6 protein-coding genes are annotated in these 13,565 nt (G+C 73.1%); 2 read left to right on the plus strand and 4 right to left on the minus strand.

Features of this window, described 5'->3' with window-relative positions; genetic code table 11:
• Window positions 1-178: 178 nt before the first annotated feature.
• Both O0S08_RS39915 and O0S08_RS39920 read right to left on the minus strand, forming a co-directional pair.
• On the minus strand, window positions 179-4,795 hold the full coding sequence (locus O0S08_RS39915; RefSeq protein ID WP_269034735.1) for an Lhr family helicase: 4,617 nt from the start codon (window positions 4,793-4,795) through the stop codon (window positions 179-181).
• Between the two features lie 134 nt (window positions 4,796-4,929).
• Window positions 4,930-6,666: a hypothetical protein gene (locus O0S08_RS39920; RefSeq protein ID WP_269034736.1), complete on the minus strand. Its 1,737-nt coding sequence runs from the start codon at window positions 6,664-6,666 to the stop codon at window positions 4,930-4,932.
• A 279-nt stretch (window positions 6,667-6,945) separates the two neighbouring features.
• Here O0S08_RS39920 and O0S08_RS39925 point away from each other — a divergent pair, with 279 nt between their 5' ends.
• Together O0S08_RS39925 and O0S08_RS39930 are read left to right on the plus strand one after the other, a co-directional pair.
• A complete protein-coding gene (locus O0S08_RS39925) occupies window positions 6,946-8,763 on the plus strand; it encodes a glycosyltransferase family 39 protein (RefSeq protein ID WP_269034737.1) in 1,818 nt (605 codons plus the stop codon).
• A 542-nt stretch (window positions 8,764-9,305) separates the two neighbouring features.
• Window positions 9,306-10,835 carry a hypothetical protein gene (locus O0S08_RS39930; protein WP_269034738.1) on the plus strand — a complete coding sequence of 510 codons (1,530 nt, stop codon included), beginning with the start codon at window positions 9,306-9,308 and terminating at the stop codon, window positions 10,833-10,835.
• Between the two features lie 163 nt (window positions 10,836-10,998).
• Here the strand turns inward: O0S08_RS39930 and O0S08_RS39935 are convergent, their stop codons facing one another.
• On the minus strand, window positions 10,999-11,580 hold the full coding sequence (locus O0S08_RS39935) for a hypothetical protein (RefSeq protein WP_269034739.1): 582 nt from the start codon (window positions 11,578-11,580) through the stop codon (window positions 10,999-11,001).
• 391 nt (window positions 11,581-11,971) lie between these two features.
• Entirely contained in the window at window positions 11,972-13,423 is a 1,452-nt protein-coding gene (locus O0S08_RS39940; RefSeq protein ID WP_269034740.1) for a sigma-54-dependent transcriptional regulator, read from the minus strand.
• Window positions 13,424-13,565: the final 142 nt, after the last annotated feature.

The raw sequence follows: 13,565 nt of genomic DNA on the forward strand, positions 1-13,565 counted from the left end.
GCTCGTGACGCGTCGATCTTCCATTCGCACGGACGCGCCTCGCCGCCAGCAGACCGCCCGCGCCCCGCTCCTCTACGTGGGTCCCGACGCCTGGAGGGGCGACCTTCTTCGCCGCTCATGCCGGGTCGAGGCGTTCATCGCTGCGCGTCATCCATGTCTCAGGGACCGCTGCCGACTCTCAGCCCTCGCCGCCCGACCAGCGCGCGAACAGCCCCTGGCTCGTCGCCGCGAACCCGGCGCGCTCGAACAGCGGCAGCCACGGCGAGTCCTGCGCCGGCACCCCGTCGACCTGGCCGATGAGCAAGGTCCGCCGGACCGGCGACAGCAGCCCCGTCAGCGCGCGAGCGGCCGCCTCGGCCACGCGCGAGCGCTCGGGTTCGTCGGCGGGCGCGAACATCACCACGCTGCGGGCCTCCTTGCCGACGTGGGCGGCCAGCATCCCGTCGACCAGCACCACCGACGTCCCGGCCGCGCGCCCGACCCGCGTGCCTGCGTGCTCCGGCCACGGCAGCGCCGCCCCGTACGGGTTGGCCGGGTCTGTGCTTGCCAGCACCACCGCCTCGGCCTCGGCCGGCGGCTCGCGCAGCGCTCGCAACCTGTCCTCTGCGCCAGGTACTGCGAATTGCGCCGCCCCCAGCCCGTCGACGAAGTAGCCGCGGCGGACCCTGCCCGCCTCCTCCATCGCCTTCAGCACCTCGTAGACCGCCGAGAACCCGCCGGCGATCTCCTCGGCCTGGACCGCCTCACGGGTCACGATCCCGTGCCGCTCGAGCAGCGCCTGCGCGAGCGCGTGCCGCCGCCGCGTCTCGAGCGCGTTCAAACTATCTGCCCCATCGGGCATATCCCTTAAAACATGTCGCGGCGGCCAGACCAGCGACCAGCGGCCCTCCGAGCCCGGCGGGCCCAGCCTGCGCGCGCGGAACGGGCTCGGCGGCGGCGCGCCGCGGCGGCGGTCGCTGGCCGAGCCGAACACCAGCTTGCGCAGCGCCACCAGGGTGTCGTTGCTGACCTCGCCGGCCCAGACCATGTCCCACAGCGCCTGCAGCAGGTCGGGCTCGAAGCCGCCGACCAGCGGCGCCAGGTCGCTGAAGAACAGCGCCCCGCGCTCGCGCAGCGCCGCGCGGATCTTCGCCGGCAGCTCGCCGGGCACCTCCGAACCTGGCCTTCGGAGCATGTCCAATTGGTCCGCCAGGTACAGGGCGATCCGGCCGTCGCTCGAGCCGACCGCCGCCACCCCGAGCCAGCCGACCTCCCCCGCGGCGCACAGCCCGTCGAGGTCGCCGGCGCGGTAGTCGACCAGGCGGGCCGGCAAGATCTCCGTCTCGAGCGCCGACGCCAGCAGCGGCGCCCCTTGCAGCTGCCCCACGACCTGCAGCAGCGCGTCGCGCCCGTGCAGGCGCGGCTGCAGGTGCTGCCAGCGGCTCAGGAAGCGGGCGTAGGCCGCCTGCGGCGCCGGCTCGACCGCCTTGCGCAAGCGCGCCAGGCTGCGCCGCTTGATCTGCCGCAGCACCTCCGCGTCGCACCACTCCGCCCCGGTGCCCCCCGGCGTGAACTCGCCGGCGACCACCCGCCCCTCCGCCGCCATGTTTTTAAGGACATGGTCGATGGGACCTGTCCCGATGCTCAGCCGAGCCGCCACCGCCGCCGCGGTGAACGGCCCGTGCGTGCGCGCGTAGCGGCGGACCAGGTCGCCGAGCGGGTCGGCGACCGCCGCCCGCAGCGCCTGCGGGATCGTCTTCGGCAGCGCCACCCCGAGCGCCCCCTCGAGGCGGCCCGCGTCCTCGACCGCCGCGAATCGACCTGTCCCTTCGGCCATCTTGTCATGGATCGAGAAGACCCGCCGGGCCGCCACCAGCTCGCCGAGCCACTCGCCGGCCGCGTCCGGCGGCGCGCAGCGCTCGGCGATCTCTGCGCGCGACAGGTCGCCGAGCGCGATCAGCAGGTCGTGCAGCGCGTCGGCCGACGTCGCCGGCCGGGTGATTCGTTGCAGCCCGCGCTCGACCTCCGCGATCGCCTCGGCGTCGAGCAGCTCGCGCAGCGACGACTCGCCGAGCAGCGCGCGCAGCTGGCCGGTGTCGATCGCCAGCGCCTGGGCGCGGCGCTCCGCCAGCGGCGCGTCGCCCTCGTACATGAAGTTACCGACGTAGCCGAACAGCAGCGAGCCGGCGAACGGCGACGGCCGCTCGCTGTCGACCGTCACGACCCGCAGCTCTCGGGTCTGCACCTGGCGCAGCAGCTCGCGCAGCGCCGGCAGGTCGAACACCTCGCGCAGGCACTCGCGGAACGTCTCGAGCACGATCGGGAACGAGCCGAACCGCCCGGCCACGCTCAGCAGGTCGGCCGCCCGCTTGCGCTGGGCCCACAGCGGCGCCCGCCGGCCGGGGAACCGCCGCGGCAGCAGCAGCGCGCGCGCGGCGTTCTCGCGGAACCTGGCCGCAAAGACAGCCGTCTGCCCGAGCTGCTGCACCACCAGGTCCTCGATCACCTCCGGCGCCAGCAGCAGCGCCGACATGTCCGGCGCCGCCTCGGCGTCGGGGAAGCGGAACACCATCCCGTCGTCCGACCACAGCCCCTCGACCTGCTCGCCTCGTTGCTCGCGCAGGCGGGCCAGCGCCGCGGTGGCCCACGGCGCGTGCACGCGGGCCCCGAACGGCGACAGCACGCACACCCGCCAGTCGCCGACGTCGTCGCGCCAGCGCTCGACCACGATCGCCTCGTCGCTCGGCACCTCGCCGGTCGCCGCGCGCTGCGCCTGCACGTAGTCGAGCAGGTCGTCGGTCGCCTTCTCGTCGAGGAAGTGCTCGCGGGTCAGCTTGCGCCGGGCCGCCGCCGGGGTCGCGGACGCCAGCTCGCGCGCCAGCCGGCCGATCGCGCGCCCGAACTCGGCCGGCCTGCCGGCCGCGTCGCCGCGCCAGAACGGCATCTTGCCCGGCTGCCCCGGCGCCGGGCTGACGATCACGCGGTCGGGCGTGATCTCCTCGATGCGCCACGACGACGCCCCGAGCAGGAACACCTCGCCGACGCGCGACTCGAACACCATCTCCTCGTCGAGCTCGCCGACCCGCCGCATCGTCGCGCCCGGCTCGCCCTGCAGGAACACCCCGTAGAGCCCGCGGTCGGGGATCGTGCCGCCGCTGACGACCGCCAGGGTGCGCGAGCCGGCGCGCGCGGTGAGCCGGCCCGAGTCGCGGTCCCAGGTGATGCGCGGCTTCAGCTCCGCGAACTCGTCGGACGGGTAGCGGCCGGACAACATGTCGAGCACTCCCTCCAATGTCTCTCGGGACAGGTCGGCGAACGGCGCCGCCCCGCGGACCTCGGCGTGCAGCGCCTCGACCGTGGTCGCGTCCATCGCCACGCTGGCGACCACCTGCTGGGCCAGCACGTCGAGCGGGCTGCGCGGGTAGGCGATCGGCTCGACCTCGCCGGCGGCGATCCGCGGGGCCGCGGCCGCGCACGCCAGCAGGTCGCCGCGGAACTTCGGCACCAGCACCCCGCGGGACACCGCCCCGACCTGGTGGCCCGCCCGGCCGATCCGCTGGATCCCCGCCGACACCGACGGCGGCGACTCGATCTGGATCACCAGCTCCACCGCCCCGACATCGATCCCCAGCTCGAGCGACGACGTCGCCACGATCGCCGGCAGCTCCCCGGCCTTGAGCCGCGCCTCGATGATCTGCCGGCGGTCGCGCGCCACCGCCCCGTGGTGCGCCAGCGCGATCTCGGCCTGCGCGTGGTCGTTGATGGCCGCCGCCAGCCGCTCCGCCAGGCGGCGGTTGTTACAAAAGATCATCGTCGAGCGGTGGGCCCGGATCCGCTCGACCAGGCGCGGCACGATCGACGGCCAGATCGACTTCCCGCCGCCCTGCAGCCCGCCCGCGCCGGGCGCCTTGCGCCGCGCCCGCGCCGGGGAACGCGCCCCTTTCTTCGCGGATGTCCCCTCGGACATGCCCTCGGGAGCATGTCCCTTCACCCCTGTCCCTTCCGACATTCCCTCTCGAGCCTGTCCTTCGGCGCTCTCCTCGGCCGGCACCTCGATCGTCAGCTCCCACGCCTTGCGCCCCGGCGGCGCAGCGATCGTCACCGGCCGCGGCTGCCACTCGCCGGCCGCGTCCGTCGCCCCGCCCCCGAGCAGGCGCGCAACCTCCTCGAGCGGCCGCTGCGTGGCCGACAGGCCGATCCGCTGCAGGGGCGGCGCGGCCGGGTCGTGGCGGCGGCGCAGCATCTCGAGTCGCTCGAGCGTGAGGAACAGGTGGGCCCCGCGCTTGGTCGCCGCGACCGCGTGGATCTCGTCGACGATCACCGACTCGACCGCGAGCAGCCCCTCGCGCGCGCTCGAGGTCAGCAGCAGGTACAGCGACTCCGGCGTGGTGATGTAGATGTCGGGCGGCGCGCGGCGCAGCTGTCCGCGCTCGGCCTGGGTCGTGTCGCCCGAGCGCACCCCGATCGTCGGCCGCCGGAACTCCGCGCCCATCGCCTCCGCGACCGCGGCGATGCCCGCCAGCGGCCGCTGCAGGTTGCGCTCGACGTCGGCCGCCAGCGCCTTGAGCGGCGACACGTAGATCACGCGACAGCGCCGCTCGGGCGGGGGCTCGGGCGCGAACATCAGGCGGTCGATCGCCGCCAGGAACGCCGCCAGGGTCTTGCCCGAGCCGGTCGGCGCCAGCAGCAGCGTCGAGCGCCCCGCCGCGATCTCCGGCCACGCCGCCGCCTGCGCCGCCGTCGGCGCCCCGAACGCGTCCGCGAACCACCGCCGCGTCGGCGGGTGAAACAGCGAGAGCGGGTCCTTCGGGCTCACGGGCCCGCCAGTGTACGCGCCCGCCCGCCTCCGCGCACGCGCGACCTCTGGTTCGGCTTCGCAGATCCGAAGAGCGACCCTCGTGCGGGCGCGGGCACGGGCCTCGGTCGTCGGGTTCTACGTCACTCCCACGCTCACGGCGACAGCACCCCCGTCATCGCCCGCGACAGCCAGATGTCGTGTGAATCGGCGTGCGCCTCGGTCAGACCGCGGCCGCGCTCGGCGGTGACCTGAATGTAGTAATGACCGCCCGGCTCGAGGTAGCCGTCGGGGATCGTCACTTCCGTGAATTCGGTACGGATGCTGCCGAGTGAGCGGCGCAGGACCGGACCGTCGACGCCGTCGATGTCGTCGATGGTGCGGATCGTGATCGTGTAGGCATCGGGCGCGCCGAACTTCGGCGCGGAGAAGCTGATCGTCGGGTTGACGCCGACGCCGGACAGCGACGAATCGGGCGCCACCTCGACGCCGTTGACCGCCAGGTCGCGCACCAGGCCGAGCTTCGGCACGATCGGCGCCAGCGCCAGCTCTTCGAGCCGCCCCTGCACGATCAGGTCGGACCCCAGATAATCGTAGACCCCGCCGCCGCCGGGGTCCGGGACGAACACGTAGCGCGAGCACTGCACGATCAGCGTCTGCGTGCCGTCGTCCGAATACGGGTCGCCGACCTCGAGGTCGAGCACGCGGTCACCCGGGGTGACGAACATCGTCGCGCAGTCCGGGCCCATGCACCCCGGGTCGACCGGCGCGTCGAGGCCGTACACGTTGATCCCGCCGAGGTTCGGCGTCATGCCGGTGATGGGATGCTCCGTGCCGGGCTCGAGCACCGCGGCGACGAAGCAGCCGACCGACTTGAGGTCCGCGTCGTAGACCTGCAGCTCGGCCATGAACTCGCTCGCGCGCAGGTCGAGGCTGACGAACTCGCTATCGATCTTTTTAAAAGTGCCGGTCACTGCAGTCGTCGCCCCGGACTCCATCGGCGACAGCGACAGCTTGGCAGTCTCGGCCAGCACGTATTGCTGCGCGAACGACCACGGGTCCTGCAGCTCCGCGCCCATCGGCTCCGGCACCAGCGGCCGCGCCGCCAGGTGGCCGAGCCAGAAGTCGTCGCCCTCGCCGGTGTCGACCAGCGGCCAGCCGACGCGTCCGCTGTCCGGTCGCCACGCGATCGACCACTCGCCGATCTCCGTCGCGTCGAGCTGCGGCGAGCCCGACATGTCCTCCGGGTCGAGGTTGGGGAACACCAGCAGCAGCGCGTCGGCGTTGTACGAGTACAGCTCGAACTGATCCTCCGGCCCGAGCGGCAGCATATCGCCGACCGACACGCTCACCGCCGTGGCGACGTCGTCGGTGAACGCGACGTCGGACCGGCCGGCGAAGATCCCCGCGTAATTGCCGAGCTGGCGCGCCTGGCTCACCGTCACTTGCTGCGGCCCCGGCACTCCCGGCAGCTCGGGCAACCCCGGCAATCGCGTGCGCAATTGATAGACCGCCTCCGGCACCCCCGCGAACTCGAGCCGCGATTCGGCCTCGGCGTAGATCGGCGAATACGTCGCGCCCACCGCGACGATCGCCATCTCCGTGTAGTCGAGCAGAGGGTCGCGCGCCGCCGCGATCTCCGGCCCGTCGAGCGGCCGATAGGTGCGCGTCGCCGGGGCGATCACGCCGTCGAACTCCTCCTCGTCGCCGGTCGTCGGCGTCGGCGGATCGCTGGTGCTGGTCGGCATCTCACCGGTCGTCGGTGCGTCGGTGGTGCTACCGCTGCTGTCGCTGTCGCTGTCGGTGGTCGGCGTGTTGGCGACCGGCGGCGGACAACCTGCCAGGACGACCACCAGGCCGAGCGCGAGCTTAAGTCTTAGGGGAGAGCGCATGCGCCTTATTGCAGCAGATCGGCGCAGGCATACAACCCTCGCGCACGCGCGCCCGCGGCGGCGCCGGATCGTCGCCTGCCTGCCCCCAGGACCCTGGCCGCGCGAAGCCGCGGCGGCGTTTGCTCGTCGCCGACCCGCTGCACCTCGACCGCCCGGAGGCCTCGCAAGGGCGCCCGCAGCGGCTCCACGGCGCGGCGAACGCACCCGAGCGTTTCCGCGCGATCGGCAGCGTGGCCGCAAATGGCCGGCGCGCCTGCGACTCGGGCATCATCGCCGCCCGTGCTCGCCCGCCGCGACATCGGAGCCGCGCTGGCCATCGCCGCGATCGCCGGCTTGTCGTGCCTGATCCGCCTGCCCGGCTTCACCGAGGGCGGGTTCGCCTCGCACGACGTCGGCGGGATCCTCTACGAGGCCATGCTCCTGCGCGCCGGCGGCCTGCCCTACGTCGACGCGATCGAGCTCAAGGCCCCGGGCACGTTTTACCTGGCGACCGTCCTCGCCGGGCCCGAGGGGCGGGACATCGCCGCCTTCCAGATCGCCGCCAACCTGGTCGCGGTCGCCTCGCTGGTGGTGTTCGCCGCGCTCGCCTGGCGCCTGTGGGGCGCGCGCGCGGCCGTCGTCGCCGCCGCGCTGTACGCCCTGCACGACGCCCACCTCGACAGCATGGACGCCAACTACGTCACCTGGGCCCAGCTGCCGGCGGTGGCCGCCGGGCTGTGCGCGGCCTGGGCCGCGACCTGGCGCGAGGGGCATGCCCTTCGGAGCAGGTCTCTTCGGACATGGCTCTTGAGCGGGGTGATGTGCGGCCTGGCCGCCCTGTGCAAGCAGCCCTCGGGGGTGGTCCTGGTGCCGGTGCTGCTGTGGGCCCTGTGCCCGCCCGGGCGCCGCGACGTCCGGGCCGGCCTGGCCGTGCTCGCCGGCTTCCTGCTCGCGCACCTCCCCGTCGCCCTCCACTACCTCGCCCGCGGTCAACTCGGCGCGCTGCTCGGCGGCTACGTGTGGAACCCGTGGGGCTTCGAGTACATCGCCCGCAACACCACCGCCACCGCGCCGACCCGGGCGGCCTGGGAGCTCGTCGCGGCCGCGGTGCACTTCCTGGCCCTGCCGCTGGCGCTGGCCGCGTTCGCCCTGGCCGCCCGTCCCCGAGGACATGCTCCGAAGGACATATCACATGTCCCTGCGGCCAGCCCCTCCGCCCCGGCAGCCCCTGCTCGCGAGCATGCCTCGAAGGACATATCACATGTCCCCGAGGCCAGCCACGCCGTCGCCGCCGGCGAACCCGCCTCAAAGGCCGTTTTACCGGTCCCCGCGGCCAGCCCCGCCGCGCCGGCCGCCTCCGCTCGAGAACATGGCCCCGCGGACAGCGCCCATGACTTCGGGGCCCCACCACCCGCCTCGGCTGCCGGTCCCTCGGGACATGCCCCGAAGGCCAGCCCACACGTCCCCGGGACCATGCGCTTCCTGCTCGCGTGGATGGCCGCCGCCGTGGCCGCCGCCGCCACCGGCCTGCGCTTTTACAAGGGCTACTGGCTCGGCGTCCTCCCGCCGCTGTGCCTGCTCGCGGCGGCGCCGTGGGGCGCGACCTCCCCCGCCCTGTGGCGGCGCGGCCGGGTGCGCTTCCTCGTCGCCCCGCTGGTCCTGGCGCTGACCGTCCGCGCCGCCTGGGCCCTGCGTTTGACGCGAGACGACCGCGCCCGCCCGCACGACGAGGGCGCCCGCACGATCGGCCGGTGGATCGGCGAACGCACCGGCCCCGACGACAAGATCTGGGTGTGGGGCTGGCACCTGTGGGGCGTGCACGCCTACAGCGGCCGCCTCTCGGCCAGCCGCGTTTATAAAACGCTCGGCCTGCTGACGACCACGCCCGACGACACCTGGCGCACCCCCGCCGGCGCGCCGCAGGTGCTGACCGAAGGCCCGTGGGCGCAACAACTCCTGAGCGACCTGGCCGCCGACCCGCCGGCCTTCGTCGCCATCGGCGGCACTGCGCCCAAGCACGAGTTCCCGGCCCTGCGCCGCTTCCTCGTCGAGCACTACGTGCGCGACCACGGCCTCCGCGTCGGCAAGGTGGAGATCTGGCGCCGCGCCGACCGCTGACGCGAACTCGGCTTCGCCGCTTCTGCGCATTCGCTCGCCGGGCCGAGTCACGACATTCGCCGCCAATCACCCGCGAAGTCGCCCCCTGGGCGCCCTGTAATTGGGCCGACCTCGACGGCGACCTGCGATCCTCATGACGATCACTGCGAAGCTCGAGTTCGGCCACGCACGATCGGACCGTCACGCCGAACGAAGGCACCGCCGATCACGACCAAGCGAGCGCCCCGGCGTCGACGCTTCCTTTCACGCTCAAAGGCCTGGACCGGGCCGCAACGCGCGATCGCGTCGCAGGTCGATCCTGCCGGCGACGTAACGAACTCGCCTCGCGCTCCGCGACGAAGGCCGCCGCGCGACCGACGGTGCGGAGCGCCGCCATCCGGCATGTGAGCCGCTGCACGAAGCGAGGCCGCGCCTTGCGACCTCGCGGCTCGCGGACGTGATCGATCGGCCCCGCGTGTCCGCACGTCCGTGCCCGCGCTGCGCGTGAGCCCGGCCCCCTGGCGAGCGCCCGCGGCCTTCCGCTATGGTCACCGTCCACTCCTATGTCGACACCTCGCCTGCTGATCGTCCCGCTCCTCTTCTCCCTCGCCTGCGGCGGCAGCGACCCGGGCGGCAGCACCGGCGGCACCGACGATTCGACCTCGACCGGCCCCGGCACCACCACCGGTACCACCGACACCCCGGGACCGACCAGCACCGGCGTCGACCCGACCACCTCGACGTCCACCACCACCTCGGCCACCGGCACCACCACCACCGGCGACGAGACGACGACCGCGCCCGCGACCTCGACGACGACCACCACGACCACCGGCGATCCCGACACCACCACCACGACCACCGGCGACCCGGACACCACCACCGGCGGCGTGGTCGACGGCTTCCTCATCGGCGTGCACACGGCCGACGTCTCGCCGAGCGACGCGCACCTGAACCAGAACGTCTACATGGGCGCCTACGGGGCCCCGTTCACGCGCGGCCCGGCCCAGGGCGTGCACGACTCCATCTTCGCCCGCAGCTTCGCCATCGAGGGCGACGGCGGCGGCGTGATCATGACGATCGTCGACCTGCCCGGCATGGGCAACCAGAACACCCGCGCCGTCCGCCAGAAGGTCGCCGAGCTCACCGGCCTCGACGAGGGGCAGATCCTGGTCGGCACCACCCACAGCCACTCTGCGCCCGACCTCATGGGCCTGTGGGGCGGCGTGCCGGGCGACTACCGCGACTTCATCAACGAGGAGATCGCCCAGAGCATGGCCGCCGCGTGGGAGGCCCGCGTGCCGGCGACTCTGGCCGTCGCCACCGTCAAGGCGCCGAACAACAACCGCCGCGGCTGGGGCTTCACCGACGACGACATGACGATCCTCGACGCCAAGGACCTCGAGGGCGAGCGGATCGGCACGCTCGTCAACTTCGCCGCCCACCCGGTGATCCTCGGCGAGGACAACAAGGAGATCTCGTGCGACTACGTCGGCTACTCGGTCCAGAAGATCGAGGCGGCCCTCGGCGCGCCCGCCAGCCTGTTCAACGGCGCTCTCGGCGACGCCACGCCCAAGGTCCCCGACGGCCAGTACCCCGACGACTTCGCCCGCGCCCAGGCCTACGGCGAGCTGCTCGCCGACATCGCCATCGAAGCGGTCGAGACCGCCGAGCCGGTCGAGGGCTCGCTGGTGTGGTCGCACACCGAGTGGGAGCAGGGCGTCGACAACCTCCTGTTCCAGCTGGCCGCGGGGCTCGGCATCCTGCAGTTCGACTTCGAGTCGATGGGCCTGTCGCAGGTCGTCACCACCCAGAGCACCTACTTCCGCCTCGGCACCCAGGTCCAGGCCGTGGCCTTCCCCGGCGAGTCGCTGACCCGCAACGGCCTGGCGATCAAGGAGGTCATGAAGACCCCGCACAAGATGATCCTCGGCAACACCGGCGACGCCCTCGGCTACTTCATCCCCAGCGACGAGTGGCAGACCGGCAAGAACGACAACTACGAGGAGACCGTGTCCCTCGGCAAGACCGCCGGCGACACCGCCCGCGACAAGATCAACGCCCTCGTCTCCGCCGACAACGCCAACTTCTGAGCGCAGGTGCTCACGGACATGACTCGAAGAGCATGTCCGAAGGGCCATCGCGGGTGATCGGGCGGAGACCCGGACCGGCGTCCGAACCTGTCCTCCGGGACATTCGCGTCGCCGCCCGGGTCATCGGCCTCGCCCGCTCGGGCCTGTCCGCGAGGACAGGCCCTCAGCCGGCCCCCGGCGGCCGGGCCGGGCGGCCTTGGCCGGGGTTCTGGGAGACGACGCGGAAGGTCGCGCGCACGCGGTCGATGTGGCCGTCGCCGTCGGCCACGGTGATCGGCAGGACCCAGTCGCCCGGCGCGGCGAAGTCGACGGAGACCGTCCACTGGGTCCCGTCCGAGCGCGTGGGCCAGACGTCGGGGAAGAACGCGTGGCCGATCGCCGAGGCCGGCGGGACCGCGGCGTCGAACGTCAGCATCAGCGGGTACGTCGGCATCTCCGCCTCGGCCGTCTCGTCGACGGCGGCGTCCTCGTCGTCGACCACGAACCCCGGCCCGGTCCGGACCTCGAGCGACATCCGCGTGCGCCCCGGCGTCGACGGCCAGGCGAAGTTGCTGTTGGAGAACGGCGAGAACTCGAGCACGTACAGGCCGTCGTCGGTCTCGATCGGCCGGCCCGCGACGACGTAGTTCACCATCCCGCCCGGCTCCCCCGACTGGCCCGGCCGCGACTCCGGCGGGGCGCACCCGCCCGCGACCAGCAGCGCCACGACTGTCCATCCCATGAGTCCGCCGACGACGTTCGACATACGACCTCCTGGCCGAAAGCGTAGACCCGCGCCCGCTGCCGACCACCGCAGCGCTTGCGCGGGCCGGCCCCGCCGCCGGTACGATTTGCTCGGGCGCGCCGCGCAGCGGGCGAGCGGACGTCGACGTGTCCTCAGAGACAGATAACCACCGGAGCGCCGAGCGACGCGCCTCATCCTGACCGGCCTCCGCGCGACCGAGCTTCGAACACCTGTCCATCAGGACATGTCTCCGCCCGCCGGCGACCGCCGGCCCCGCAGCGGCTTCAGCCGAACCCATGTCCCAAAGGACACGTATTCGCGGGCGACCCGAGCGAGCGGACGAGCGGCATTATTATTATGATTAAAACATGTCCTTCAGGACATATCGCCAGCGCTCGCGGCCGCCCGCGCCTCACGTGATGTCGTGCTTCTTCAGCAGCCGCTTGAGCTGGTCGCGGCTGCGCAGCCCGAGCTCGCGCCAGGCCCGGTCGCGCACGCCGCCGACGCGGGCCAGGGCGGCGACGATCTGCTCGCGCGACAGCTCGCGCGGGTCGGTCGAGTCGGCGGTCGGGGCCGGCGTCGACGCGGCGGGGCGGGCGACGAAGTCGTCGGGCAGGTCGAGCAGCGAGCTCGAGCTGGTGGCGATGGCCCGCCACAGCAGCTCGGTGAGCTCGCGGGTCTGGGCGGTGAAGCGGTGGCGGGCCAGCGCGGCGACCAGGCGCGGGCTGAGCTGCGGCTCGCCGGCGACGAAGAAGCGCTCGGCGATCGTCGGGTCGCGCGCCGCGAACCCGCGCAGCAGGTGCCGCGCCACCAGCAGCACGTCCTCCGGCCGCTCGTCGAAGCCCGGCACGCGCACGCGGTGGGTGAAGCGGGCCAAGAAGTCGTGCTTGAGCTCGCCGGGCTCGCGGTTGGTGGCCGCCAGGACCCGCACGTCGGTCGCCCGCATCGACGAGTCGCCCAGGCGCTGGTACTCGCCGCTGTCCATCACCCGCAGCAGGCTCGCCTGCAGCGTCTCCGACAGCTCGCCGATCTCGTCGAGGAACAGCGACGAGCGGTCGGCGTCGCCGAACAGGCCGCTGCGATCGGGCGTCCCGGGGACGGGGTAATCCTTGAGGTTGCCGAACAGCTCGGCGTCGATCAGCCGCTCGGGGATCGTCGCCGCGTTGCGAGCGATCAGCGGCCGCGCCCCGCGGCTCGAGGCGGCGTGGATCGCCCGCACCACCAGCTCCTTGCCCGCCCCGCTCGGCCCCTCGACCAGCACGTGGCCGTCGCGCTGGGCCAGGAACAGGATCTGCTGCCGCAGCAGCCACGCCGCCGGCGACTCGCCGACCAGCCCGAACCGGTCCGCGGTGCCGAACGGGAACGGGTCGGGCCAGGGCCCCGGCCGCGGCCAGTCGAGCGGCCGCCGCGTCGCCTGCAGCATGAACCGCCCCACCGCCTCGATCGTGTCGCCGGGCAGGACCGTGGCGCCGCGCGTCGGCTGGTCGTTGATCCGCAGCTCGCCCTTGCCGATGCCCTCGATCGCCAGCTCGTCGCCCTGCTCGACGGTGATGCGGATCTGCCAGCGCGACACCCGGGCCGACTGGAACGGCCCGCGATCCTCGCTGGCGAACGGCCGCAGCCGCCTCAGCGTCAGCGGCAACGACCCGTCCTCGTAGCTCTCGACCGCCCGCCCCAGCGTGAAGCTCATCCCGCGCGCCGTGGGCGGCAACACCACCACCTCGCCGACCCGGTCCGGTTCGTCGTGCGACCACAACACCACCAGAGCCGGCGCGAACCGCTGCGGCGCCGTGAAGTCACGGTCGTAGGTGGTCTCCGCCGTCTCCGACAGCGTCGACTCGTCCGGTTGTCGCCGACCCTGCATGCTCGTCGGCCGAAGTTATGCAGTTCGCCCGCCCGACACCAGAGGGAAGCGTCCTTCGGGCTCCTGCGCGATTTCGCGCAAACAGGGCCTGAGGCCCGAAAACGCCGGCGCAGGCCGATCTTGAGCGCGAGCCCGATTTTCT

Source organism: Nannocystis punicea (assembly GCF_026965555.1).
GTDB lineage: Bacteria > Myxococcota_A > Polyangia > Nannocystales > Nannocystaceae > Nannocystis > Nannocystis punicea.

Coding starts and splice junctions, on each gene's coding strand:
- O0S08_RS39935 (WP_269034739.1), bottom strand. CDS start 11,580: ATGTCGAACGTCGTCGGCGGACTCATGGGATGGACAGTCGTGGCGCTG.
- O0S08_RS39930 (WP_269034738.1), top strand. CDS start 9,306: ATGTCGACACCTCGCCTGCTGATCGTCCCGCTCCTCTTCTCCCTCGCC.
- O0S08_RS39940 (WP_269034740.1), bottom strand. CDS start 13,423: ATGCAGGGTCGGCGACAACCGGACGAGTCGACGCTGTCGGAGACGGCG.
- O0S08_RS39920 (WP_269034736.1), bottom strand. CDS start 6,666: ATGCGCTCTCCCCTAAGACTTAAGCTCGCGCTCGGCCTGGTGGTCGTC.